This is a genomic window from Actinoplanes sp. NPDC051470 (assembly GCF_040682035.1).
Classification (GTDB): domain Bacteria; phylum Actinomycetota; class Actinomycetes; order Mycobacteriales; family Micromonosporaceae; genus Actinoplanes.
In genome coordinates, this window is sequence record NZ_JBFBAA010000041.1 from 68,931 (window position 1) to 92,425 (window position 23,495).

The 23,495-nt window shown below is 71.3% G+C and carries 20 protein-coding genes; 5 read left to right on the forward strand and 15 right to left on the reverse strand.

Going from position 1 to position 23,495, the window contains the following annotated elements:
- The first annotated feature begins 36 nt into the window (after nt 1–36).
- Both AB0M54_RS42700 and AB0M54_RS42705 read left to right on the forward strand, forming a co-directional pair.
- On the forward strand, nt 37–1,395 hold the full coding sequence (locus AB0M54_RS42700; protein WP_364478145.1) for an ABC transporter ATP-binding protein: 1,359 nt from the start codon (nt 37–39) through the stop codon (nt 1,393–1,395).
- Nucleotides 1,396–1,426: 31 nt separating this feature from the next.
- A complete protein-coding gene (locus AB0M54_RS42705) occupies nt 1,427–2,317 on the forward strand; it encodes a M64 family metallopeptidase (protein WP_364478148.1) in 891 nt (296 codons plus the stop codon).
- A gap of 59 nt (nt 2,318–2,376) precedes the next feature.
- On the opposite strand, the gene AB0M54_RS42710 is transcribed toward AB0M54_RS42705, so the two are convergent.
- From AB0M54_RS42710 to AB0M54_RS42735, 6 genes are all read right to left on the reverse strand, one after another.
- Nucleotides 2,377–3,195: a carbohydrate ABC transporter permease gene (locus AB0M54_RS42710; protein WP_364321763.1), complete on the reverse strand. Its 819-nt coding sequence runs from the start codon at nt 3,193–3,195 to the stop codon at nt 2,377–2,379.
- On the reverse strand, nt 3,192–4,064 hold the full coding sequence (locus AB0M54_RS42715) for a sugar ABC transporter permease (protein ID WP_364478151.1): 873 nt from the start codon (nt 4,062–4,064) through the stop codon (nt 3,192–3,194). Before AB0M54_RS42715 ends, AB0M54_RS42710 begins: the two co-directional genes overlap by 4 nt.
- Nucleotides 4,061–5,404, reverse strand: a complete 1,344-nt coding sequence (locus AB0M54_RS42720; protein ID WP_364321769.1) for an extracellular solute-binding protein — start codon at nt 5,402–5,404, stop codon at nt 4,061–4,063. Before AB0M54_RS42720 ends, AB0M54_RS42715 begins: the two co-directional genes overlap by 4 nt.
- Nucleotides 5,405–5,475: 71 nt before the next feature.
- Nucleotides 5,476–6,351 carry a phosphotransferase gene (locus AB0M54_RS42725; RefSeq protein ID WP_364478154.1) on the reverse strand — a complete coding sequence of 292 codons (876 nt, stop codon included), beginning with the start codon at nt 6,349–6,351 and terminating at the stop codon, nt 5,476–5,478.
- 51 nt (nt 6,352–6,402) lie between these two features.
- Nucleotides 6,403–8,055, reverse strand: coding sequence for a HEAT repeat domain-containing protein (locus tag AB0M54_RS42730; RefSeq protein ID WP_364478157.1), 1,653 nt, complete (start codon nt 8,053–8,055; stop codon nt 6,403–6,405).
- Between the two features lie 73 nt (nt 8,056–8,128).
- Nucleotides 8,129–9,313, reverse strand: coding sequence for a cytochrome P450 (locus AB0M54_RS42735; protein ID WP_364321778.1), 1,185 nt, complete (start codon nt 9,311–9,313; stop codon nt 8,129–8,131).
- Nucleotides 9,314–9,426: 113 nt separating this feature from the next.
- Here AB0M54_RS42735 and AB0M54_RS42740 point away from each other — a divergent pair, with 113 nt between their 5' ends.
- The 3 genes from AB0M54_RS42740 to AB0M54_RS42750 are packed head-to-tail and all read left to right on the forward strand — an operon-like array spanning nt 9,427 to nt 12,108.
- Nucleotides 9,427–10,395: an aldo/keto reductase gene (locus AB0M54_RS42740; protein ID WP_364478160.1), complete on the forward strand. Its 969-nt coding sequence runs from the start codon at nt 9,427–9,429 to the stop codon at nt 10,393–10,395.
- A gap of 9 nt (nt 10,396–10,404) precedes the next feature.
- Nucleotides 10,405–11,241: a helix-turn-helix transcriptional regulator gene (locus AB0M54_RS42745; protein WP_364321784.1), complete on the forward strand. Its 837-nt coding sequence runs from the start codon at nt 10,405–10,407 to the stop codon at nt 11,239–11,241.
- Nucleotides 11,242–11,292: 51 nt separating this feature from the next.
- Nucleotides 11,293–12,108, forward strand: coding sequence for a PfkB family carbohydrate kinase (locus AB0M54_RS42750; RefSeq protein ID WP_364321787.1), 816 nt, complete (start codon nt 11,293–11,295; stop codon nt 12,106–12,108).
- Between the two features lie 93 nt (nt 12,109–12,201).
- Here the strand turns inward: AB0M54_RS42750 and AB0M54_RS42755 are convergent, their stop codons facing one another.
- The 9 genes from AB0M54_RS42755 to AB0M54_RS42795 form a co-directional block, all read right to left on the reverse strand.
- Complete coding sequence (locus tag AB0M54_RS42755) at nt 12,202–12,873, reverse strand: FadR/GntR family transcriptional regulator (protein WP_364321789.1); 672 nt, start codon at nt 12,871–12,873, stop codon at nt 12,202–12,204.
- A gap of 87 nt (nt 12,874–12,960) precedes the next feature.
- A complete protein-coding gene (locus AB0M54_RS42760; protein WP_364478163.1) occupies nt 12,961–14,262 on the reverse strand; it encodes an L-fuconate dehydratase in 1,302 nt (433 codons plus the stop codon).
- Between the two features lie 26 nt (nt 14,263–14,288).
- Entirely contained in the window at nt 14,289–14,957 is a 669-nt protein-coding gene (locus AB0M54_RS42765) for a FadR/GntR family transcriptional regulator (protein ID WP_364478166.1), read from the reverse strand.
- On the reverse strand, nt 14,958–15,944 hold the full coding sequence (locus tag AB0M54_RS42770; RefSeq protein ID WP_364321794.1) for an ABC transporter permease: 987 nt from the start codon (nt 15,942–15,944) through the stop codon (nt 14,958–14,960).
- A complete protein-coding gene (locus tag AB0M54_RS42775; RefSeq protein ID WP_364478169.1) occupies nt 15,941–17,419 on the reverse strand; it encodes a sugar ABC transporter ATP-binding protein in 1,479 nt (492 codons plus the stop codon). Before AB0M54_RS42775 ends, AB0M54_RS42770 begins: the two co-directional genes overlap by 4 nt.
- Nucleotides 17,419–18,459 (reverse strand): sugar ABC transporter substrate-binding protein, encoded by a 1,041-nt coding sequence (locus AB0M54_RS42780; RefSeq protein ID WP_364321798.1) that lies wholly within the window; start codon nt 18,457–18,459, stop codon nt 17,419–17,421. The genes AB0M54_RS42775 and AB0M54_RS42780 overlap by 1 nt, the downstream gene beginning before the upstream one ends.
- Before the next feature lie 64 nt (nt 18,460–18,523).
- Nucleotides 18,524–21,328 (reverse strand): PQQ-dependent sugar dehydrogenase, encoded by a 2,805-nt coding sequence (locus AB0M54_RS42785; protein ID WP_364478184.1) that lies wholly within the window; start codon nt 21,326–21,328, stop codon nt 18,524–18,526.
- 28 nt (nt 21,329–21,356) lie between these two features.
- Nucleotides 21,357–22,496, reverse strand: a complete 1,140-nt coding sequence (locus AB0M54_RS42790) for a ThuA domain-containing protein (protein WP_364478172.1) — start codon at nt 22,494–22,496, stop codon at nt 21,357–21,359.
- 74 nt (nt 22,497–22,570) lie between these two features.
- Nucleotides 22,571–23,032, reverse strand: coding sequence for a hypothetical protein (locus AB0M54_RS42795; RefSeq protein ID WP_364478175.1), 462 nt, complete (start codon nt 23,030–23,032; stop codon nt 22,571–22,573).
- Nucleotides 23,033–23,495: the final 463 nt, after the last annotated feature.

The window sequence follows — 23,495 nt, forward strand, 5'->3', positions numbered from 1 at the left end:
GGGGGCGGAAACGTTGCGCCTCTCAAGATCGAAAACTTGCGGATCCGGTTCGGTGACACGCAGGCCGTCGACGGGCTGTCGTTCGAGCTTCCGGCCGGCGGCGCGGTCGGCATCGTCGGCGAGTCCGGCTCCGGCAAGAGCGCCACCGCGCTGGCCCTGCTCGGCCTGCATCAGACGGCGTCGGTGAGCGGAACGATCGAGTTCGGCGGCACCGACCTGACCACGCTCACCGACCGCGAGTGGCGGCGGATCCGCGGCGCCCGGATCGCCATGGTGTTCCAGGAGCCGCTGACCGCGCTCAGCCCGTTCCACCGCATCGGCGACCAGATCGCCGAGGTCTACCGGGTGCACACCGGCGCCACGCGACGGGAGGCGCGGCGGCGGGCCGTCGAGGTGCTCCAGCAGGTGCACATCCCGGACGCGGCGTTGCGGGCGGAGTCGTACCCGCACCAGTTCTCCGGCGGGATGCGGCAGCGGGCGCTGATCGCGATGGCGCTCGTCTGCCGGCCCGAGGTGATCGTGGCCGACGAGCCGACCACGGCCCTGGACGTGACCGTGCAGGCGCAGATCCTCGACCTGCTCGACGAGGTGCGCACGACCACGGGCGCCGGGCTGCTGCTGATCAGCCACGACCTCGGGGTGGTGGCCGGGTCGACCGACAGCGTCGTGGTGATGCGGAACGGGCGGGCCGTCGAGGAGGGGGCGACCGAACAGGTGCTGGTGACGCCGCGGGACGCGTACACCCGGGAACTGATCGCGGCCGTGCCCCACCCGAACCCGCCCCGGATCGTCTCGGCCGAGCCCCTCCTGCGCCTCGACGGGGTGCGCAAGCATGTCCGGCTGGCCCGGCGGCGTGTCGTCAAGGCGGTCGACGGGGTGACGATGGACGTGCGGCGCGGCGAGACGCTGGGCATCGTGGGCGAGTCGGGCACCGGCAAGACGACCCTGGCCCGGATCATGGTCGGGCTGGTCGAGCCGTCGGCCGGGCGGGCCGTGTTCGAGGGCGCCGACGTCCGGCGGTCGGTGCAGATGGTGTTCCAGGACCCGCTGTCGTCGCTCAACCCCCGGCGGACGGTCGGCGAGAGCATCGCCGACCCGCTCTACCTGCGCGGTGTACGGAAACCGCGCGAACAGGTCCTCGCGCTGCTGGAGGACCTGCGGTCGACGCTCGACCTGACGCTCGTGGTGGTCTCGCACGACCTCGCGGTGCTGCGGCAGATCGCGGACCGGGTGGCGGTGCTGTCCGGCGGGGCGGTGGTCGAGGTGGGTGACACCGCCGACGTGTACGAGCACCCGCGGCACCCGTACACCAAGGAACTGCTCGCGGCGGTCCCGGTGGCCGACCCCGTCGAGGCCCGCCGGTTGCGTGCATTGCGGCGGTCTCGCCTGGCTTGACATTCATGAAGGTCGATGTAGCGTCGGGCCGATGCATCCCCTGCTCCCGATCCTCCTGCTCCTGGCTCCCCCGCCGGCCCCCGCGCCGATGAGCATCGAGGTCTTCTCCCCCGACGGCAGCATCGGCCGCACCACGATCACGGCCGCCGACCTCCCCCGGGCCAAGGCCGCCGCCGGCGCCGAGGTGGTGACCATCCAGCAGACCGGCCCGCCGGCCGACCGGTACGACCTGGTGTTCATCGGCGACGGCTACACGGCCGGTCAACAGGCCCTGTTCCACCGCCAGGCGGTCGCCCGGTGGGCGCAGATCACCGCGTACGAGCCGTTCCGCACGCTGAAGGACAAGTTCAACGTGTGGCAGGTCAACGCCGTGTCGAACCAGTCCGGCTCGGACAACGACCCGACCCCCGGCGTACGCAAGGACACCGCGCTGGGCGGCGGCTTCTACTGCGACGACCTGGCCCGGCTGATCTGCGTGGACACCGCGGTCACGAGGTCGTACGCGGCGCTGGCGCCCGGCGCCGACCAGGCCCTCGTGCTGGTCAACAGCACCACCTACGGCGGGTCGGGCGGCACGGTCACCGTCTCCAGCGGCGGCAACGCGCAATCCGGCGACATCGTCGTGCACGAGCTGGGGCACTCGATCGGCGGGCTGGCCGACGAGTACGGCGGGCCGGGCACCTACTCCGGCGGCGAACCCAGCGAGCCGAACGCGACCAAACGCCCGGACACCGCCAAGTGGGCCTCGTACCTGGGCCGGCCCACCCCCGACGGCGGCGTGATCGGCGCCTTCGAGGGCGGCGCCTACTTCGACAAGGGCGTCTACCGGCCCAGCCAGAACTCGATCATGCGCACCCTCGGCAACGAGTTCAACCTGATCGGCATCGACCGGCTCACCGCGGCCATCAACGCCCGGACGTAACCGTCCTCCATGCCCGGTCTTCAGCGACCGGTGCCCGTCGTCAGGTGTGGACGGGGTTCTCACTTCCCGATGCCGGCGGTCAGGCCCCGGACGAAGGACCGCTGGGACAGGGCGTAGAACGCGGCCACCGGCAGGATGGACAGGGTGGCGACGGCCAGGACCAGCGGCTGGTCGGTGGCGTAGCGCCCCTGCGAGAGGGACAGCCCGCCCATCAGCGTGCGCTGGTTCTCGCCCTGCAGGAAGACCAGCGAGATCAGCAGCTCGTTCCACACCCAGATCGCGTTCACCACACCGACCGTCATCAGCGCCGGGCGGGTCAACGGCAAGATCACCGACCAGAGGGTACGGCCGGGGCCGGCGCCGTCGACCTGGGCGGCGTGGATCACGTCGTACGGGACCGACCGGAAGAAGCTGGTCAGGAAGAACACCGCGAACGGCACCAGCAGCCCGGTGTAGAACAGCATCACCGACGGCAGCGTGTTGATCAGCCGCAGGTTGACCATGATGACGAAGACCGGCAGCAGCAGGACCACCGGCGGCACCATGATCAGGCCGATGTTCAGCCCGAGGAGGAGCTGGCGGCCGCGGAACCGGCCGAACGAGATGGCGTACGCGCCGAGCACGGCGACCACCGTCGACGCGGCCACCGACACCGTGGTCACCAGCAGGCTGTTGAGCATCCACCGCAGGGTCGGCAGGTCGGTGAGCGCCCGCCGGTAGTTGTCGAAGGTGATCGAGGCCGGCGGCCCGGCCGGGTTGACGGTGTAGTCGGCCGACGTCTTCAGGCTGGTCAGCACCATGAAGACCAGCGGCGCGAGCGCGGCCACGGTGGCCAGGCAGAGCAGCACCTGCCGTGCGGTCAGGCTGAGGCGGCTCATGACCGGCCCTCCGAGGACAGGGACCGGCGCCGCAGCACCAGGTAGGCGGCGATGAGCACGGCGGCCAGCGCGAGCACGACCACCGCGGCCGCGTTGGCCAGCCCGACGGCGCCCTGCGCGAAGCCCTCTTTCCAGATGTAGAACTCCAGCACCATCGACGCGTTGCCGGGGCCGCCGCCGGTGAGCACGTACACGTAGGTGAACACCCACGACAGCACCGTGATCGCCTCGGTGACCACGAAGAACTCGATGGTCGGACGGATCTGCGGCAGGCTGACCCGGGTCTGCAGCTGCCACCAGGAGGCGCCGTCGAGCCGGGCCGCCTCGACCGTCTCGGCCGGCAGCGACAGCAACGCGGCCAGGAACACCACCACCCCGAAGCCGAGCTGCTGCCAGACCACCATGCCGCTGACCGACCAGATGGCCAGATCGGGCGACCCCAGCCAGTCCAGGGCCAGACCGTTGAGATGGAGGGCGCGCAGCCCGCCGTTCAGGCCGCCGTTGAGCGACAGGAACACCGAGAAGGCCAGGCCGGTGCCGACCGCGGGCAGGATGTACGGGAAGAAGATGGCCGCCCGGTAGAACCGTCCACCCCGGACACCCTCGTGGATCAGCACGGCCAGCAGCAGCGCCACGACCGTCATCACCGGCACGGTCAGCAGCAGCTTGAGGTTGTTGCCGAGCGCTGTCCGGAACACGTCGTCACCGAACAGCGCCCGGAAGTTCCCCAGGCCGACGTACGTCAGCTCGTAGATCGAGCCGGTGTAGAGGCTGTTGCGCAGCACGCTGACCAGCGGGTAGCCGAAGGCGAAGAGGATCGCGGCCACCATCGGCAGGATGTACAGGTACGGCCAGCGGCCCTTGCTCACGAGCCGGCAACCCAGTCGGTGTACTTCTTCAGCTCCTCCGGGTGCTGGGTGCGCCACTTGTCGATGGCCTTGGTCCAGACCTCGACCGCCGCGGCCGGGGCGCCACCCGAGGTGATCACCTGGCCGGCCGGGCCGTTGCCGTCGGAGTCGACCGAGGGCGGCAGGTAGTTCTGCGGCCAGACCGCGCCCGGGCGGCTGTCGAACTCCCAGATCTGCTTGGCCATGTCCGACTTGATGGCGCCCTGGTCGAAGCGCTTGTCGGCCGGGAAGATGCTGGTCGCCTCGTACCAGGAGGCCAGGTTGGCCGGCTGGTGGAGCCAGGTCAGGAACTGGGCCGCGGCCCGCTTGTGCGGCGACCACGAGGTGATGAAGGCGGTCGACGACTGGGTGGTGTTGTGGGTGTCGGCCAGTTTGCCCGTACCCCACTTCGGGGTCATGGCGACGCCGACCTTGTCCGTACCCAGCGTCTTCGCCCAGCCGGAGACCAGGCCGTCCGTGCCCCAGGCCATCGCGGCCTGACCCGCGCCGAACTTCTGCATGCCCTGGTCGAGCGTGAGCGAGGCGATGTCGTCGTTGAGGCAGTTCTGCTTCTTCAGCTGGGCCAGCGCCTCGTAGAAGCCACTGACCTTCGGATCGGCGAACGGGGTCTTGCCGGTCATCGCCTGCTTGAGGTCGTCGATCGAGTCCCACCGCTGCTTGCCGACGATCGAGAAGAACCAGGCGCCGAAGAAGCCGTCCTTGTTGCCCATCCCGAACGGCGTCACGCCGGCCTTGCGGAGCGCGGTGCACTGCGACAGCAGCTCGTCCCAGGTGGCCGGCGGGTTGGTGAGGCCGGCCTTCGCGAACAGATCCTTGTTGTACGCCAGCGGAATGCCCATCAGGTAGATCGGCATCCCCCACAGCTTGCCCTGGTAGGTGTTCTCCTGCGTGTTGAGCCAGTTGGCGGTCTCGGTGGCCGGCACCAGGTCGCTGATCGGGGCGACCGCGCCGGCCCAGGCCTGGCTGAGCACCGGCATGGTCGCCCACTGGGTGGCGATGTCCGGCCCCGACTTGGTCTGCGCGGCCGTGGTGAACGCCCCGATGAGCGTGTCGGTGGGCTGCGGCACCAGGTCGACGGTCACCTTGGGGTGCTGCTTGGTGTATTCGGCGATGCGCGCCTTCATCCAGTCGTTGGCGCCCGGGGCGTCGCTCTCGGCCCAGTACCAGTAGGTGAGCGAGGCGCTCTCCGGGTCGTCGCCGCTGTCCGACGCGGTGGTGGCGGGCTTGGCCGTGCAGGCGGCGGACAGGAGCAGGGCGGAGACGACCGTCGCGGCGGTCAGGGCTGTTCGGTGAGTGAACATTCGCGGCACCTCGCACTAGGCGTTGTTGGCCGCAGATTATGCTCGGCTTTGATCAAACTTCAATCGTTCACTCACAAATGGACATTCCAGGGTGAGCGAATGATCGCAGCCGCCTGATCGGCGACGTCGTTGCCGGGCGGCCGGGTGACCAGATCCGACAGCGCGAACATGTCCAGCACCCGCCCGATCTCCCGCCACTCCGGGTGCCGGGGCTCATGCGCGGCGAAAGCCTCGTCGAAGCCGTCCAGAAATCCCGGCGGGTAGCCGTCCCCGAAGCGGGCCATGTTGGCCGCGTCCCCGTACGGGCTGCCGGCGTAGGCGAACTCCCAGTCCAGCACGGCCGTCACCCGCCAGCCGTCCGCACCCCGCGTCACCAGGATGTTCTTCGGGTTGACGTCACCGTGGGCCAGCCTCGCGTCCCCCTCGACGGCGGTGAGCCTCGGCGCCTGCTCGGCGCACCGCCGCAACCAGGCCGCCCGCTCACCCGGCGTGAGCCGTTCGGTCTTGGCCATGCACTGCTCCACGAACGGCACCAGCTGCTCCGACCAGGGCGGCTGAGCTCCGGGGGTCAGCGTCGCGTCGGTGAAGAACCCGGGCGCGTCGAAGCGCACGTCACCGATCCGCGCGATCACCCGCCCCACCTCCCGGCCGAGCCCCTCCGCGTCGTCCGGCCGCTCCTCGAGGACCCGGCTCAGCACCGTTCCCTCGACGAACGCGATGGCCATGGCGTCCGCTTCGACGAGCAGAACCTCAGGCACGGGTACGGGCGCCAGCCGCATCACCGCGGCCTCGATCGCCGGGTCTCCCCCGCCGAACCGGGCCACCACCCTCCGGTCGGCCAGTTCGAGCAGCACCGTCTCATGCGAATAGCCACCCGCCAGCGTGGTCGCCCTCCGCACCGCCCCGCCGAGCGCCGCCGCGATCCGTTCCCCGTCCTCAGCCCGCATCGCGCCAGTCAACCACTGCCGCCCGGCCGGGATTGACCCGGTGTGTCGGGTTCAGCTCCGGGGTGCGGACACCTTCTCGATCCGTTCCAGGCGCCGGATGGCGAGCTGGACGTCGGCGCTCCCCTGCGCGCCGGCCTTGCGCAGCGCCGGCAGGGCGCTCACGTCACCGAGCCGGCCCAGAGCGTAGGCGGCGGCGTCTCTCTCCGGCCGGTCGGCCGCGTCGCCGTCGCCCTTGCTCTCGCCGTCGCTCTTGCCCTCGCCCTTGCTCTCGCCGTCGCCCTCGCGTTTGCTCTCACCGGACAGGATCTCGCACAGGGCGGGCACGGCCCGGCGGTCGCCGAGGTCGCTCAGGGCGCTGACGATCAGCCACGTGTCGTCCCCGGCCGACGTCTTCTCCGTCAGCGCGCGCAGCAGGGGCTCCACGCACCGCGGGTCGCCGGTGTAGCCGAGCGCCGACGCGACGTGCGGCCGGTCGGCGGGCCGCCCGGACTCGAACAGCTCGAGCAGGGTGGTCACCGCCTCCTCGCCACCCAGGCGGCCGAGGCACCGGAGGACGGTGACGCGGTTGAGCCTCGGCGCCCGGTCGTTGCCGGCCGACCGCAGCCAGGCGACCAGGGCGCCGGTCGCGCGCCGGTGCTTCGTGCGGCTGAGCAGGTCGGCCGCGCCGAAGGTGCAGCGGGCCGGGTCGGTGACGTCGGCCACCAGGATGTCGGTCACCCGGGGGTCGTCGAACTCGTCGAGCGCCCGCAACGCGGCTCGGCGTACCCGAAAATCCTCGTCCTTGGCGCAGACGGCGATCGGCTCGAAGTGCACCGGGTCGGCCGCCTGCCCGAGAGCCTCGAGGGCGATCCGGCGGACCCGGGACGACCGGTGTCCCAGGGCGGCGAGCACCGGCGGCCGGGGCGGGGTCCGCCGGGCCAGGGCCGCCGCGCCGATCAGCTCGACCAGCTCACCCTTGCGTTCCGGCAGCTCGGACATCAGCGCCCACAGCTGCTCGTCGACCACCACCCCCGGGATGGCGGCGAGCGCCTCGACCTCGGCCGCGGTGACGTGCCAGCTCCGCCGCAGCCACCCGGTGAGCGCTTCCACGGTGGCCCGGTCGCGCAGCGAGGCGAGCGCGAGATAGGCCTCGGGCACGAACTCCCGGTCGTTCCGCACGAAGTCGGTCAGGTCGGCCACGACCGCCCGGTTCCCGGTCCCGGCCAGGGCGAGGTAGACCTCGGGCATCGCCTTGGGCCCGCGCCGCATGTGTTCGGTCAGGTGGGCCAGCGCGTCGGTGCTGCCGATCGAGGCCAGCGTGCTGATCGCCGCCACCCGCAGGTCGAACGGCATGCTCGCGTCGTCCATCAACCCGATCAGCGCCGGCACGTCGTCGGCGCCCGCCCGGCGCTGGAGCAGCCGCCGGGCGCCGGCCGCGACCCCGGCGAACTCGCCGCGGGAGAGGCCGGGCCAGGCATGCCGCCGCAGCGCGTCGATGAACTCGTCGACGAAGAACCGGTGCCCCCGCCCCTCGATCCGATCGAGCGCGGCGATGGCGCCGGCCAGCTCGACATGGCCGAGCAGCGGCCCGATCGCCCGCTCGTCACCGACCTCACCCAGCGCCGCGATGACCGACCCCGGGCGACGCCCCCGGCTCAGCGCAGCGAGCAGCCGCTTGACGTCACCCCGACGCTCCCACCGCTTGATCCGGTACTCATCGAACACGCCTCCAGTATGGTCGTTCCGTCACGGCGGCCGGCGCCGCCATGGACGCTCCCGACCCGATCGCGTCGGCGACTCAGGGAGCGTCGGAGCCGGCGAAGCGCAGCGGTAGCTCGTTCGGGCCGTTGATGCCGATCGCCGGGCGCCAGGTGACCTCGCCGGCGATGACCGGTGCGCCGAAGCGGCGGGCCAGGATCGGCAGGGCCTCGCCCAGTTCGGCGTGGGCCAGGGCCGAGCCCAGGCAGTAGTGCGGGCCGGCGCCGAACTGCAGCAGCGGGGCCTCGCGGACGGCCGTGATGTCGAAGACGCGGCCGCCGGGGTAGGCGCGCGGATCACGCTGGGCGGTCGTCACGGCCGCCGTCACGAAGGTGCCCTCGGCGATCGCCAGGCCGCGGTACTCGAAGTCCTCGGCGGCGCGGCGGAACACCGTGGCCGCGGACGGGCGCCAGCGCATCGACTCGGCGACGGCCCGCGGCGCGAGGGACGGCTGGTCGCGGAGCAGCTGCCACTGGTCCGGGTGCTCGGCGAAGGTGACCATCAGGTTGGCGAACTGGTGGCGGGTGTTGTCGTGGGCGCCGAAGACCAGGGTCACCAGCAGGTTCCGGAGCTCGGCCCGGGTGACGGTCCGGTCGGCCCGCCAGGCGGCGACCATGTCGGAGATCAGGTCGTTTCCCGGCCTCGCCGCCTTCTCGTCGATCAGCGCGTCCACGTAGCCGTCCAGCCCGGCGACCGCACGCTCCACCCGTTCGGCCGTGTCGCCGCCGGCGGCCAGGCCGAAGATCAGGCCGATGTCGCTGGTCCAGACGCTGAACGTGTCGTAGTCGGCGGCGGGCACGCCGAGCAGCTCGCACATCACGGCCAGGGGCAGCCGGTTGGCGAAGGTGTCGACGAAGTCGGCGTCGTCGACCGAGTCGGCCAGTTCCTCGGCCCGGGCCCGGATGAACGGCCGCAGCGCCTCGATGGTGCGCGGCGTGAACGAACGGCCGACGAGGCCACGGAGCCGGCGGTGGTCGGCACCGTCCTGGTTGACGAGCATCGGCACCCACCAGTCGTGGATGGGACCGCCGGTGATGCCGTTGCGGCGCATGTAGTCGTCACCGCCGTGGTCGAGGCGGCGGTCGCGCATCAGCTCGTTCGCCTCGGCGTACCGGAGCACGATCGGCCCCAGTGGACTGTCGGCGTACCAATCGGCATCTTGAGCTGCGAAGACAGAGGGTGAGGTGAAAGCGAAAGCCGGATCGACGACGTCTAGGTACGGCATGTCACACAGTGTGCCGTACCGGTCACCAAGGTCGGAACGCCTAACGTCGCCCTCGCGGGGCGGGGATAGCCACGGCGTCCCGCCCGGCCGATCGGGGCGGCATCGTGATCGGCATGAGCTTGCAGCTACCGAAACTGGGCCTCGGCACCATGGGCATGACCGCGATGTACGGCACGCCGGACGAGGCCGAGGCGCTCCGGACCATCGACCGTGCCGTCGACCTGGGCGTCACGATGTTCGACACCGCCGACATGTACGGCCCGTTCACCGGCGAGGAGCTGCTGGGACGGGCGCTCGAGGGCCGCCGCGACGACCTGATCGTGGCCACCAAGGGCGGCGGCGTCACCCTCGACGAGACCGGCCGGATCGTCGGCGGGCCCAACGGCCGTCCGGCCTACCTGCGGTCGGCCGTCGAGGGTTCGCTGCGCCGGCTCGGCACCGACCACATCGACCTCTACTACCTGCACCGCGTCGACCCCGGCGTCCCGGCCGAGGAGACCTTCGGCGCCCTCGCCGACCTGGTCCGGGAGGGCAAGCTGCGACACCTCGGCATCAGCGAGGCGTCGCCGGCGAGCATCCGGGCCGCCCACGCGGTCGCCCCGCTGGCCGCGGTGCAGACGGAATACTCGCTGTTCACCCGCACCGTCGAGGTCAACGGGGTGCTCGACACGGCCCGCGAGCTCGGCCTCGGCTTCGTCGCGTACTCGCCGCTCGGCCGGGGTTTCCTCACCGGAACCGTGCGATCGGCGCGCGACCTGCCGGCCGGCGACTTCCGCCGCACCTCGCCCCGCTTCGCCGACGAGAACCTGGACCAGAACCTGGCCCTGCTCGACCGGATCGTCGCGATCGCACAGACGCGAGGCGTGCCGCCCGGTCAGCTCGCCCTCGCCTGGGTGCTGGCCCAGCCGGGTGTCTCGGCCATTCCCGGTACGAAGCGGCGCGCCTACCTCGAGCAGAACGTCGCCGCCGCGGCCATCGACCTCACCCCGGAAACCCTCGCGGAGCTGAGTGCGGCGGTTCCGGTCGGGGCCGCGGCGGGCGACCGTTACGCTCCGATGGGCATGGCCTCGATCCAGGAATGAGGGTGTGCGATGGCCGACGAGCTGGGTGTGTTCCTGCGTGACCGGCGGGAGGCGCTGCGACCGGCCGACGTGGGCCTGGCCCCGGGCGGCCGGCGGCGCACCCCCGGGCTGCGCCGCACGGAGGTGGCCATGCTGGCCAACGTCTCCGTCGAGTACTACGAGCGGCTGGAGCAGTCGCGCGCCGCCAATCCGTCCGAGAGCACGCTGGCCGGCCTGGCCCGGGCGCTGCGGCTCTCGGTCGACGAGCGCGACTACCTGTTCCGGCTGGCCGGCCATCCGGCGCCGGCCCGGCACGCGGCGGGCAGCTACGTCGACCCGGCCATGATGTTCCTGCTCGACGCGCTGACCACGGTGCCGGCCCACGTGATCGACGACCTGACGACGATCCTGGCCCAGAACGACCTGAGCCGGGCGCTGCTCGGTTCGTGGACGGACGCCGACGGGCCGGAGGCCAACGTCATCTGGCGCTGGTTCACCGATCCGTCGTCGCGGCGGCTCAACGTGCCGGCCGAGCACGAGACCATCGGCCGGGGCTATGTCGCGGACCTGCGGTCGGCGTACGCCCAGCGCGGACGGGACGGCGTCGCCTCCCGGCTGATCGCCGATCTGCACGAGGCGAGCGAGGAGTTCACCCGCTTCTGGGACTCGCACGAGGTCGGGGCGCTGGCCTCGACCCGCAAGATGCTCGACCACCCGCGGGCCGGCCTGCTCGACGTCCGCTGCGAGTACGTCCTGAGCACGGTCACCGGCCAGCGGCTGGTCATCTTCCGCCCGCAGCCCGGCTCCGCGACCGCCGGGAACTTCGACTTCCTCCGCGTCCTCGGCGGCCAGTCCTTCGACCCCTAGGCCCGGCGTTTCTCCTCGACGAGGCGCTCGCCCGGATGTGATGGTGGGCGAATGCTGTTGATCGTGGGTGAGGCCATCGTCGTCTACCAGCGCCAGGGCGACGGGCCGTGGACCGGGCCGTGGCCGAGCGGGGCGCCCGCCATCAGCTCGTACGTGGCGTCCCGGCTCGGTGTGGAGGTCGCGTTCGTGGGCGGCGTCGGCCGGGACGACCACGCCCGGGTGATGGCCGACGGGCTGGGCGCGGCGGCGCGTCTGGTCGTGTCCGACGACCGGCCGACCGCCACGGCCTACATCACCTACCACGGCGAGGACCGCTCCTTCGACTTCCGCGTGGTGGGCTCGGCGGCGGCCGCGGTGCCGTCGTCGGCCCTGGGCGACCTGCCCGAGCGGGCGCGCTGGGTGCACCTGTCCGGCTCGGCCCTGATCTTCGGCGAGCCGCTGGCCACCACCGCGCTCGAGGCGGTGCGGCGCGGCAAGGCCGCGGGGGCCACGATCTCGGTCGACCCCAATGTACGGGTGGAAGCGCTCACGCCCGCCGGCCGGGCGGCGCTGATCGCCGTGCTCCACGAGGCCGACGTGTGCCTGCCCAGCGAGGGCGAGCTCGAAGCCCTGGGCGTGGACCCGGCTTCGCTGAACGCGGTCGTCTGCACCACCTACGGTGCGGCCGGCGCCGAGGTCAACGGCGTACACATCGAGGCGCCCCCGGTCGACGCCATCGACACCGACGGCGCCGGCGACACCTTCGCCGCCGGTTTCATCGCCGCGTCCCTGGCCGGCGCCGACCCGGTCACCGCCGCCCGCAACGGAATCCGCGCGGCGGGCGCGGCGGTGACGGTGGAGGGCCCGATGACCGTGACGTTCGACTGACCGGGCGCCGGCCAAGATCTTCGGGTGGGCCTGGGTGAACCCGTGGTATCACCTCCGGGTCTGCTGACCTGAGCCGGGAGCGCCGCGCCTGGATCAGAGGGCGCGGCGCAACCAGTCCTCGACGCCGGCGATGTGGACCATGGTCCAGGAGCGGGCCAGCTCGGGATTGCGGGCCTCGATCGCGTCGATGATGGTCTGGTGCTGTTCGCGGGTGCGGTCGACCGCGCCCTCCTGGGTGAGGCCCCGCCAGACGCGGGCCCGGACGGTCGGGCCGGACAGGCCGTCGATCAGCGAGCACAGCACCGAGTTGCCGGCGCCGTCGGCGATCTGGCGGTGGAACTCCAGGTCGTTGGCGACCAGCGCCTCCACGGTCGGGTCGGGGCCCAGCTCGGCCAGAACCTGGCGCAGGCCGGCGATCTGCTCGGCGTTCATCCGGTCGGCCGCCAGCGCCGCGGCGGCCGGCTCCAGGATGCGGCGGACCTCCATGAACTCCAGCACGGTGTCGTCGCGGTGGAAGTCGACGACGAAGCTCAGCGATTCGAGCAGCAGGTTCGGGGCGAGGCTGGTGACGTACGTGCCGTCGCCCTGGCGGACGTCGAGCACCCGGATCAGCGACAGCGCCTTGACCGCCTCGCGCAGCGAGTTGCGGGACAGGCCCAGCCGCTCGGCCAGGTCGGCCTCCTTGGGCAGCCGGTCCCCCGGGCCCAGCTCCCCCGAGGTGACCATGCCCTTGATCTTGCTGATCGCCTCGTCGGTCAGCGCCATGAGCCCAACTCCGGGAGAGTCAGGGGCGAGCCGAACTCCGGGAGAGTCAGCGGCGAGCCGAGCTCCGTCAGTGCCATGGTCAGGAATCTAGCCGGTGACCCACACCGGGCCGTCCGGGTACGCGTACTCGGCCAGCGTCGCGGGGTGCATGGCCGCGCTGAAGCCGGGCGCCCGCGGGGTCAGGTAGTGACCGTTCCGCACGCGTACCGGATCGACGAAGTGCTCGTGCAGGTGGTCGACGTACTCGATGACCCGGTCGCCGATCTCGCCGGACACCGCGACGAAGTCGAACATCGACAGGTGCTGGACCAGCTCGCACAGGCCGACCCCGCCGGCGTGCGGGCAGACCGGCCGGCCGAACTTGGCCGCCAGCAGCAGGATGGCGATGTTCTCGTTGACCCCGGCCACCCGGGCCGCGTCGATCTGCACGTAGGAGACCGCGTCGAGCTGGAGCAGCTGCTTGAACACGACCCGGTTCTGCACGTGCTCGCCGGTGGCGACCCGGATCGGGGCGATGCCGCGGGCGATGGCGGCGTGGCCGACCACGTCGTCGGGGCTGGTCGGTTCCTCGACCCACCACACGTCGTACGGGGCCAGCGCCCGCACCCACTCGATGGCGTCGGGCACGTCCCAGCGCTGGTTGGCGTCGACCGCGATCCGGATGTCGGGGCCGCACACCTCGCGGGCGATCCGCATCCGCCGCAGGTCGTCGGACAGGTCGGCGCCGACCTTGAGCTTGATCTGGGTGAACCCGGCATCGAGCGCCTCCCGGCAGAGCCGCCGCAGCTTCTCGTCGTCGTAGCCGAGCCACCCCGGCGAGGTGGTGTAGGCCGGGTAGCCGGACCCGAGCAGCTGCTGCTCGCGCTGGGCCCGCCCCGGGGCGGCGGCGCGCAGGATGCCCAGCGCCTCGGCCGGGGTGATCGCGTCGGTGAGGTAGCGGAAGTCGACCAGCGCGACCAGCTCTTCCGGCGAGAGCCGGGCCAGCAGCTGCCACAGCGGCAGCCCGGCGCGCTTGGCCTTGAGGTCCCACAGCGCGTTGATCACCGCCGAGATGGCCATGTGCATGACGCCCTTCTCCGGCCCCAGCCAGCGCAGCTGCGAGTCGTGCACCAGCTCGCGCCACATCCCGCCGAGGTCGTTCAGGACCAGATCAACATCACGATCGATGAGGTACGGCCGGAGCGCGCCGATCGCGGCCGTCTGCACCTCGTTGCCGCGTCCGATGGTGAACGCGAACCCGTGTCCCTCGAGATCGCCCGCGGAGGTGCGCAGCACGACGTACGCCGCGGAGTAGTCGGGGTCGGGGTTCATCGCGTCCGAGCCGTCGAGCTCGCGCGAGGTCGGGAAGCGGATGTCGTAGGTGTCGACCGAGACGAACCGGGCGCTCATCGAACTCCTCTGTGCGTTGGTGCGTTTCACAGCGCGCGGCGCAGCCATTCCTCCACGCCGGCGACGTGCACGGCGGCCCAGGAGCGGGCCAGGTCGGGTTGGCGGTTGGCGATCGCGTCGACGATGGCGAGATGCTGCTCCCGCGTACGCCGGTTCGCGCCCTGCTGGGTGCGGCCGCGCCAGATCCGGGCCCGGGTGGTCGGCCCGGACAGCCCGTCGATGAGCGAGCACAGCACCGCGTTGCCGGAGCCGGCCGCGATCTGCCGGTGGAACTCCAGGTCGGCGGCGACCAGCCCGTCCACCGACGCGTCGGCCGGGCCCCGGGCCAGGTCGCGCAGGACGGCGACCTCGGCGTGGCCCATCCGGCGGGCCGCCATCGCGGTGGCCGCCGGTTCCAGGATGCGGCGGACCTGCAGGAACTCCAGCACGGTGTCGTCGCGGTGGAAGTCGACGACGAAGCTGAGCGACTCCAGCAGCAGGTCGGGCGCGAGGCTGGTGACGTACGTGCCGTCGCCGCGCCGGACATCGAGCACCCGGATGACCGCCAGGGCCTTGACCGCCTCGCGCAGCGAGTTGCGGGACAGCCCGAGCCGCTCGCCCAGGTCGGCCTCGTTGGGGAGACGGTCGCCGGGGCCGATCTCCCCGGAGACGATCATCCCCTTGATCCGGCCGATGGCCTCGTCGGTGAGCGCCACCTAGTCCTGCGCCTTTCCGGTGGTGAGCCGGGCCAGCATCAGCGCGATCAGGATGATCAGGCCGTAGATGGCCTGGATCCACTGGGCCGAGACGCCGGCCAGGGTGAGGATGTTGTTGATCAGGCCGAGCACGACGACGCCGCACAGCGCCCCGAAGAGCGTGCCCTTGCCGCCCTCCATGCTGACCCCGCCGATCACCGCCGCGGCGAACACCGTGAAGATCATCCCCTGGCCCTGGGCCGCGGCGACCGAGCCGAGCCTCCCCGTCATCATCAACCCGGCCAGGGCCGCGAGCAGGCCGCCGACCATGAACACCACGAAGATCACCCGATCGGCGCGGATGCCGGCCGCCTTGGCCGCGTCCGCGTTCCCGCCGATCGCGTAGACCGCCCGGCCGCTGCGGAACCAGCCGAGCAGCGTGATGCCGGCGGCGAAGAGGACCGCGCAGATCCAGATCGAGGCGGGCAGCCCGAGCCAGACCGCGTTGCCCAGGTAGAGCACGGACGTCGGCAGCTCGAACAGGTTCTGCCCGCCGGTGATGCCGATCTGCAGGCCGCGCAGCACGATCAGCATGCCCAGGGTGACGATGAACGCGCTGAGCCCGAACCGCAGGATCAGCATCCCGTTGAACGCCCCGATCAGCACCCCGACCAGCAGGCAGATCGGGATGGCGAGCCAGGTCGCCCACTCGGTGCCCAGCCCGTTGCTCGCGGCCGGGATGACCAGCGTGACCGCGAGGGCGGGGGCGAGGCCGACGGTGGACTCCAGGGACAGGTCGAACCGGCCGCCGATCAGGATGATCGCCTCGGCCAGCACCAGCAGGGACAGCTCGGTCTGCTGCTGGAGGACGTTGACGATGTTGGCGCTGGACAGGAACACCGGGTCGATCAGGGCACCGACCAGGATCAGCACCACGATCGCGGGGACCAGCGCGAGGTCGCGCATCCTCCCCAGCCTGGGCACCCGGGCCGCGATGGCCGTGGTCATGACGACACTCCTTCGATGGCGGCGACGACCTGCTGGTCGTCCCAGCCGCCGGGCAGGGAGGCGGTGATCCGCCCGTGGAACATGACCAGCACCCGGTCGCAGTGCCGCAGGTCGTCCAGCTCGTCGGAGACCATCAGCACGGCGGTGCCGGTGTCGGCGGCGGCGCGGACCGCCCCGAGCAGCGACTCCTTGGAACGCACGTCGACGCCGGCGGTGGGGTTGATGAGGACGAGGACCCGCGGATCGGTCGACAGGCCGCGGGCCAGGACGACCTTCTGCGCGTTCCCGCCGGAGAGGCTGCCGACCGGCGCCGCCGGACTGGACGTGTGGATGTCGAAGCGCCGGGTCATCTCCTCGGCCAGGGCGGTGCGCCGGGCCGGCAGCGCGGTCCCGGCCGGCCCGAGCCGGTCGGTGAGCGGCAGCGTGGCGTTCTCGGCGACCGACAGCAGGGGCACCAGGCCTTCCCGGTGGCGATCCTCGGGGACGAGCCCGATGCCGGCCTTCAGGGCCGCCGGAACCCCGGGACGCACCACTCTCCCGGCGACCTCGATCGAGCCCGCGTCCGCCTTGCGCAGTCCGCCGACCGTCTCGGCCAGCGACACCTTGCCGCTGCTGCCCGAACCGGTCACCCCGACGATCTCGCCCGGCCGCAGCTCGACCGAGATGTCGTCGTACGCGCCGGCCAGCCGCAGCCCGGACAACCGCAGCACCGGGTCGGCGGAGGACGTGAAGCCGCGCGCCGCGACCGCCGCCGGCCCGGTGTCCGACCCGGTCATCGCCGCCACCACGGACGCGTGATCGACCGAGCCGACCGGAGCGGTCAGGATGTGCCGGGCGTCGCGGAACACCGTGACCGTGTCGCACACCTCGAAGATCTCCTTGAGGTGGTGGGAGATGAACAGCATGGTGACCCCGGCCGCCGCCAGCGACCGCATCCGGTCGAAGAGCCGGTCGATGGCCGCGCCGTCGAGCCGGGCGGTCGGCTCGTCCAGGATGATGAACCGCGACCCGTGGGACAGCGCCCGGGCGATCTCGACCAGTTGCCGCGCCTCGACGCCGAGGTCGCCGGCCATGGCCGCCGGGTCGACGCGTACCCCGTACTCCTCGAGGAGCGCGCCGGCCCGCCGGCGCAACGCGCCCCACCTGATCGGGCCGTGATCGGCCTGGCGGTTCAGGAAGAGGTTCTCGGCCACGGACAGCGCCGGGATGATCGTGGACTTCTGGTAGACGCAGGCCACGGTGCGGCGCCAGCCGTCCCGGTCGGCGAGCGCGGGCGCCGGCTCACCGCCGAAGCGGACCGTGCCGGCGTCCGGCCGCAGCAGCCCGGTGAGGACCGCGACCAGCGTGGACTTGCCGGCGCCGTTCCGGCCGACCAGCGCGTGCGTGGCGCCGGGTTCGATGGCGATCCCGGCGTCGTCGAGCGCGATGGTCGGTCCGAACCGCTTGGTGATGCCGGCGGCCTCGACGAGGGCCATCACTTGCCGATCTGGTTGCCCCACAGGGCCTTGTCGTCGACGTTCTCCTTGGTGACCAGGGGCGCCGGGAGCTGGTCCTCGAGGTTGCCGCCGCCGACGTCGACGATCGTGCTGTCGTGGTCGGTGGGTCCGGGCTGGAAGGTCTTGCCCTCGACCGCGGCCTTGGCGTACGTCAGCGCGTACTTGGCGTAGAGGTCGGCGGGCTGGGAGACGGTGGCGTCGATCTCGCCCTTGCGGATGGCGTCGAACTCCTGCGGGATGCCGTCGTTGGAGACGACGAAGATGTGCTTCGGGTCGGTCGGCGGCACGATCAGGTTCTTCGAGCGCAGCAGCTGCAGCGTCGGCGCGAGGAAGGCCCCGCCGGCCTGCATGTAGATGCCGTTGATGTCGGGGTGCTGGGCCAGCCGGGTCTGCAGCGCGGCGGACGCCTTGGCGCCCTCCCACTCGGTCGGCTCGGCGAAGATCGTGATGCCGGGGAACTTGCTCTTCATGCACTCGGCGAAGGCCTCCGAGCGGTCCCGGCCGTTCACCGACGACAGCGAGCCCTGGAACTCGATGACCTTGCCCTTGCCCTTGAGCTTGTCGCCGAGGAACTCGCAGGCCTTCTGCCCGTACGCCCGGTTGTCGGCCCGGACCACCATGAACACCTTGCCCTTGTCCGGGCGGGTGTCGACCGTGACGACCGGGATCTTCTTCACCTCCAGCTGCTGCAGCGTGGTGGCGATGGCGCCGGTGTCCTGCGGGGCCATCACGATCGCCTTGGCGCCCTGGCTGGACAGCGCCTGGGCGTTGGCGACCAGCTTGGCGATGTCGTTCTGGGAGTTGGTCGGTGGCATCAGGTTGATGCTGTTCTCCTGCGCGAACTGCGGGATGTACTTGGCGTAGGAGATCCAGAAGTCGGTGTCGGCGCGGGGCAGGTCGACCGCGATCTGCGGGCTGCCCGCGTTTCCCGAGGCCGATGAGGAGTCGCCGGAGTTGCAACCGGCGGCCGCGAAGACGGTCACGGCCGCCATGGCGACGCCGAGGAGGGAGCGTCTCATGTCGGGATCCTTCGAAGGGGTGGGAGCGATAGGTCCGATGTCTACCAGCCCCACACCCCCCGAATCAAGACTCTTCTGACATGAAGAAGGGAAGACGTCCTATCTTAAGAACCAAATCGAACTTCTCCCACGGGCCGATCGTGTCGCGGTTGGCGATCAGCGGCTGGGCGCCGGAGTTCTCCGCCGTCACGTACTTGCCGTTGACCGTGGCCCGCAGGCTCTCGCTGCCGTCGGTGTTGCGGATCAGGGTGAAGGTCTCCCAGGCGCCGGCCGTCGGCCGGTTGGCGATCAGCGGCTCGGCGCCGCCGTTCTCGGCGCAGACGAACTGGTTGCTCGCCCGCGAGCGCAGGGCGATGGCGCCGTTGCCGAGGTCGACCACGTCGAAGCGTTCGGTGTCCCCGGCCGTGGTCTGGTTGGCGATCAGCGGGCTGGTGGTGCCAAGGGCGCTGACGAACTGGTTGTTGATCAGCGCCTTGAGCGTCGCCCCGCCGGCCGGGGCGGTTCCGGTGTCGAAGGTGAACGCGTCCAGGTCGAACAGGTTGCCCGTGCCGCCCTTGAACACGAAGTAGACCGACACCGGGCCGGACGGCGGGTTGCTCAGCGCCGCCGAGACGGTCGTGAAGGTCTCCCAGTCGCCGGTCACCGGGACGGTCACCGTGCCGTGCAGCGTGCCGGTGGGCGAGCCGCTGCGGACCTCGATGGTGCCGCCGGCGCCGGCCGACGCGACCCGCGCGACGAACCGGGTAGCGTTCGACAGGTTGTACGGGAAGAACGAGACCCAGTCGTTGTTCTCGATGAACCCGGCCGTCGCGCCGCCCTCGGCCGCCGCGTGTGCGGCCACCTGGACGCCGCTCATCGTGGTCCAGTGCTCGGCCTGCCGGTGCCGCGGTTGCAGCATGATCCGGCTGGTCGAGGTGAGGCCGCCGTTGTCGGTGTACGAGACCACGAAGTACCCGGAGATGTTCGCCGCCGCGTCGTGCTCGCCGTCGACCGGCACGGCCATCGTCCCGGAGCACCCGTTCTGCCGCTTGATCTCGTGCTGGTGGCTGTCGTGCCCGAGCTCATAGGCGACCGAGACGCGGGTGCAGTCGACCGCGCCGTCCTCCGGGTCGGTCACGGTGACCGAGTACGGCACCGCGTCGCCGAACGAGAACAGCCGGCCGTCGCCCGGGGTGGTGAACCGTACCGTCGGCGCGGTGTTCCCGACGGTCACCACGAGACTGGCGGTGGCCGTGAGCCCGGTCGGGTCGGTCACGGTCAGCGTCGGGGTGAACGTACCCGTCGCGGTGTAGGTCTTGGCCGGGTTGGCCGCGGTCGAGGTGGTGCCGTCGCCGAAGGCCCAGCGATAGGTGAGCGCGCCGCCCTCGGGGTCGGAGCTGCCGGCCGAGGAGAACGCGACGGTGAGCGGCGCCGGGCCGGACGTCTTGTCGGACGAGGCCTTGGCCACCGGCGCCCGGTTGCCGCCGCCGATGTACTCGACGCGCCACAGCGCCTGGTCGTCGGCGCCGGTGCCGTAGTCGAGCACATAGAGCGCCCCGTCCGGCCCGAACGCCATGTCCATCACCTGGGTGCCGGTCCACGGGAAGTCCTCGATGGCACCGCGCGAGCCGTCGGCGCCGAGGGTGATCGCCTTGATCCAGCGGCGCCCGTACTCGCCGGCGAAGTACTTGCCGTCCAGCGACTGCGGGAACTTGACCGGCGAGTCGAGGCTCGCGTTGTAGCGGTAGACCGGGCCGCCCATGGGTGATTCGGAGCCACCGCCGAACTCGGGCGGCGAGCCCTCGAAGCCGTACCGGATCCAGGCCGGTCTGGCCCCGGGCAGCGTCGGCTGCCCGGTGTTGCGGAACGAGTTGTTGGTCGCCCCGCCCGCGCAGTTGTACTTGGGCCCGGTCGTGCCGGCCGCGAAGTTCCACTCGTTGTAGACCTCGTTGCCGGTGTTGGTTCCGGTGCAGTACGGCCAGCCGAAGAAGCCGGGCGAGGTGATCCGGTTGAACTCGACCTGCCCGCCGGGGCCCCGGTTGGCGTCGCCGCCGCCCGCGTCCGGCCCGTAGTCGCCGAGGTAGACGACGCCGGTCGCCTTGTCCACGCTCATCCGGAACGGGTTGCGGAAGCCCATCGCGTAGATCTCGGGCCGGGTGTTCGGCGTGCCGGGGGCGAACATGTTGCCGCCCGGGATGCTGTACGTCCCGTTGGCGTTCACCTTGACCCGCAGCAGTTTGCCGCGCAGGTCGTTGGTGTTGGCCGCGGTGCGCTGGGCGTCGTACGACGGGTTGCGGTCGGTCCGTTCGTCGAGCGGGCTGTACCCGTTGGACTCGAACGGGTTGGTGTCGTCGCCGGTGGTCAGGTAGAGGTTGCCGGCCGCGTCGAAGTCGATGTCCCCGCCGACGTGGCAGCACATGCCGCGGTCGTTGGGCACCTGGAGGACGACCGCCTCGCTGCCGGTGTTCAGCGTGTTGTCGGCGTTGAGGGTGAACCGGGACAGGTTGAGGTGGCCGGTGAACCGGTCCCAGTCGGCCTGCGAACCGGTCGGCGGCGCGGCGCCGCCCGGGGTGCTCAGCGGCGGCGAGTAGTACAGGTAGATGAACCGGTTGGTGGCGAAGCCCGGGTCGACGCCGACGCCCTGGAGCCCCTCCTCGTCGTTGGTGTAGACCGGCAGGGCGCCGGCCACCTTGGTGTTGCCGTTGGCGTCGGTGACCCGCAGCGTGCCGTTGCGGGCGGTGTGCAGCACCGAGCGGTCGGGCAGCACGGCCAGGCTCATCGGCTCGCCCAGTTCGGCGCTGCCACTGGCCAGGCTGACCTGCTGGTAGTCGGTGGGCGGGATGGCCGCGGCTCCGGTCTGGACCGCGCCGCCGGCGGCAACCAGGAGCATGGCCACGAAGGCTGGAAGTCGAAGCATGTCAGGCCCCGTACACATTCAGGTCCCACAGCGAGTAGCCCCACTGGGTCGCACGCTGGGTGCCGTAGACCCGCACATACCGGGCGTTGGCGCTGAGCGTCGACTCGTCCACCCCACCGTCGCCGTTGGTGACGGTCACCGCGGTGGTCCAGGCACTGCCGTCGGTCGAGGTCTGGATCTGGTACGCCCGGCCGTACGCGCCTTCCCAGGTCAGTTTGACCCGGTTGATCGGTCGGACGGCGCCGAGGTCGACCCGGATCCACTGCGGGTCACTGAACGCGCTGCTCCACCTCGTGCCCGCGTTCCCGTCCACCGCGTTACCGGCGCCGTAGGACGCCGCCTCGGTGCTGGACGCCGTGGCGGGCTTCCCCCGGGCGAGGTCGGTGCTGACCGTCCCGCCACAGTTGGCGGTCACGGACTGCGCGGCGATCCGGATGCCGCCCAGGAGCATCCGGGTGAAGTTCGCCTCGGTGTACGACTCGTCGGTGTGCCCGAGGCCGGTGTACCAGGCCCGGCCCGCGCCGACGTTCTTGCACCAGCTGATCGGGTGGTCGGCGCCCATGTTCCCGCCCGAGTACGTGCTCTCGTCGAGCGTCGCGAGCACGTGCGCGCCGCCGCTGCGCGGGTTGGTCTGGTAGTTGTACCACTCGTCGGTCCGCGACCACGCCGCCGGCAGATGCGCGGTGGCGTCGGTGTTCGGGTCCTCCACGCGTACGGTGGCGGTCTGGATCGCCGGGTGGGAGTGGAAGTAGGCCCCGACCGTGGTGCCGTACCAGGTCCAGGCGTACTCGGTGTCGGCCGCCGCGTGCACGCCGACGCTGCTGACGTACCCCTCGAATGCCGTTTGTTGCGTGTCATTGAGGACGTCGCCGGTGGTGGAGAGCCAGACGACGGCCTGGTACTGCGCGAGGTTGGCCGCGGTGAACTGGCCGGCGTCCTCGGTGGCGGTGACGCTGAAGCCGTTCTGCGAGCCGAGTCGCTGGATCGCGGCGATGCCCTGGGGGATGGACGAGTGCCGGAAGCCCGCGGTCTTGGAGAAGACCAGGACCTTGGTGAGCGGTGCGGCGGTGGCCGGCGCCGCGGGGACGGCGACGGCCGTGGTGGCCAGGAGGACGGTTGCGGCCAGGACTTTCCAGCGCATGGGTGCGCTCCTTCGGGGGATGAGGGTGGGGGGCATGCCTTTCGGCGCGACAGGCCCCCACCGGTTGGGATGGGTCAGCCGTCGACCGCGCTCAACTGGTCGCGGGCGGCCTGCACCGAGTTGCCACCCGCGGCGTTCTTGCGGCTGGCGGCGGTGAACCAGACCGTGCAGCTGCTCGCCCCGGCGATGCTCAGGCGTACCCGCGTGCCGTTGATGGTCTGCGACGTGAAGCCGGCGCCCTCGACCGTGGCGGCGAACGTGTAGCCGAAGCCGTTCGGGTCGCTCTGGCCGCGGCTCAGGCCCACGCCCGTGCCATCGGCGAACGTGCCGGCCGTCAGTCCCTGGACCGGGCTGGAGTTCGGCCGGTTGTAGACGATGTCGTGCTTGGCCAGGTAGCTGCCGTAGTTCACGTTCAGCGCGCCGGTGCCGCTGTTGAACGCGGCGTCGGCCGGCGAGGCCTGGGCGGGCGCCGCTTGCTCGGCGAGGAGGAGGACGGCGGCGGCGAGCGCCGCCATGATCGGCGTACGCACCTTCATCGACACGATCCCTTCGATCGCTCGTGGCAGGGGCCTGCCCGTCCGCCGAAAACGAGCAGTCGACGTGGGTCCGGCAACTGCCTGACCCACGCCCGTGACCCGTAGTTAACATTGGACGACTTTGTTCGTCAATCCGTCACCGTCAATGTTTTTAACTATCCGAAGCATTCAGACATCGGACCTTTGACTACATCGGAGACGGCGGAGGCATCGCGGCAACCTTGTCGAACTGGGTCCAAGCCGGGGCGGCGCGCGGCGCGACGGCTCACCATGACCACCGACGGGCTCACGATCGGCGACCACCGCCGGGTACTGGCCGTCCTGGCCTACTTCAACTCGTGACGGATACCGCGGGTCGCGCCCTCATCGGCCGGGTAGCGACGGCGCATTGCTGCGCCGCCGCCCCCTCAGAACCGGACGTGCACGTTTCCATGCATCCGGCTCAAGCAAGCCCGCGAAGATC

Bases quoted from the DNA above. Each gene is read 5' to 3' on its own strand.
- AB0M54_RS42720 (WP_364321769.1), bottom strand. From the start codon at position 5,404: ATGTTCACTCACCGAACAGCCCTGACCGCCGCGACGGTCGTCTCCGCC.
- AB0M54_RS42760 (WP_364478163.1), bottom strand. From the start codon at position 14,262: ATGAGCGCCCGGTTCGTCTCGGTCGACACCTACGACATCCGCTTCCCG.
- AB0M54_RS42775 (WP_364478169.1), bottom strand. From the start codon at position 17,419: ATGGCCCTCGTCGAGGCCGCCGGCATCACCAAGCGGTTCGGACCGACC.
- AB0M54_RS42795 (WP_364478175.1), bottom strand. From the start codon at position 23,032: ATGAAGGTGCGTACGCCGATCATGGCGGCGCTCGCCGCCGCCGTCCTC.
- AB0M54_RS42705 (WP_364478148.1), top strand. From the start codon at position 1,427: ATGCATCCCCTGCTCCCGATCCTCCTGCTCCTGGCTCCCCCGCCGGCC.
- AB0M54_RS42745 (WP_364321784.1), top strand. From the start codon at position 10,405: ATGGCCGACGAGCTGGGTGTGTTCCTGCGTGACCGGCGGGAGGCGCTG.
- AB0M54_RS42780 (WP_364321798.1), bottom strand. From the start codon at position 18,459: ATGAGACGCTCCCTCCTCGGCGTCGCCATGGCGGCCGTGACCGTCTTC.
- AB0M54_RS42710 (WP_364321763.1), bottom strand. From the start codon at position 3,195: ATGAGCCGCCTCAGCCTGACCGCACGGCAGGTGCTGCTCTGCCTGGCC.
- AB0M54_RS42770 (WP_364321794.1), bottom strand. From the start codon at position 15,944: ATGACCACGGCCATCGCGGCCCGGGTGCCCAGGCTGGGGAGGATGCGC.
- AB0M54_RS42750 (WP_364321787.1), top strand. From the start codon at position 11,293: ATGCTGTTGATCGTGGGTGAGGCCATCGTCGTCTACCAGCGCCAGGGC.
- AB0M54_RS42790 (WP_364478172.1), bottom strand. From the start codon at position 22,496: ATGCGCTGGAAAGTCCTGGCCGCAACCGTCCTCCTGGCCACCACGGCC.
- AB0M54_RS42725 (WP_364478154.1), bottom strand. From the start codon at position 6,351: ATGCGGGCTGAGGACGGGGAACGGATCGCGGCGGCGCTCGGCGGGGCG.
- AB0M54_RS42740 (WP_364478160.1), top strand. From the start codon at position 9,427: ATGAGCTTGCAGCTACCGAAACTGGGCCTCGGCACCATGGGCATGACC.
- AB0M54_RS42755 (WP_364321789.1), bottom strand. From the start codon at position 12,873: ATGGCGCTGACCGACGAGGCGATCAGCAAGATCAAGGGCATGGTCACC.
- AB0M54_RS42785 (WP_364478184.1), bottom strand. From the start codon at position 21,328: ATGCTCCTGGTTGCCGCCGGCGGCGCGGTCCAGACCGGAGCCGCGGCC.
- AB0M54_RS42735 (WP_364321778.1), bottom strand. From the start codon at position 9,313: ATGCCGTACCTAGACGTCGTCGATCCGGCTTTCGCTTTCACCTCACCC.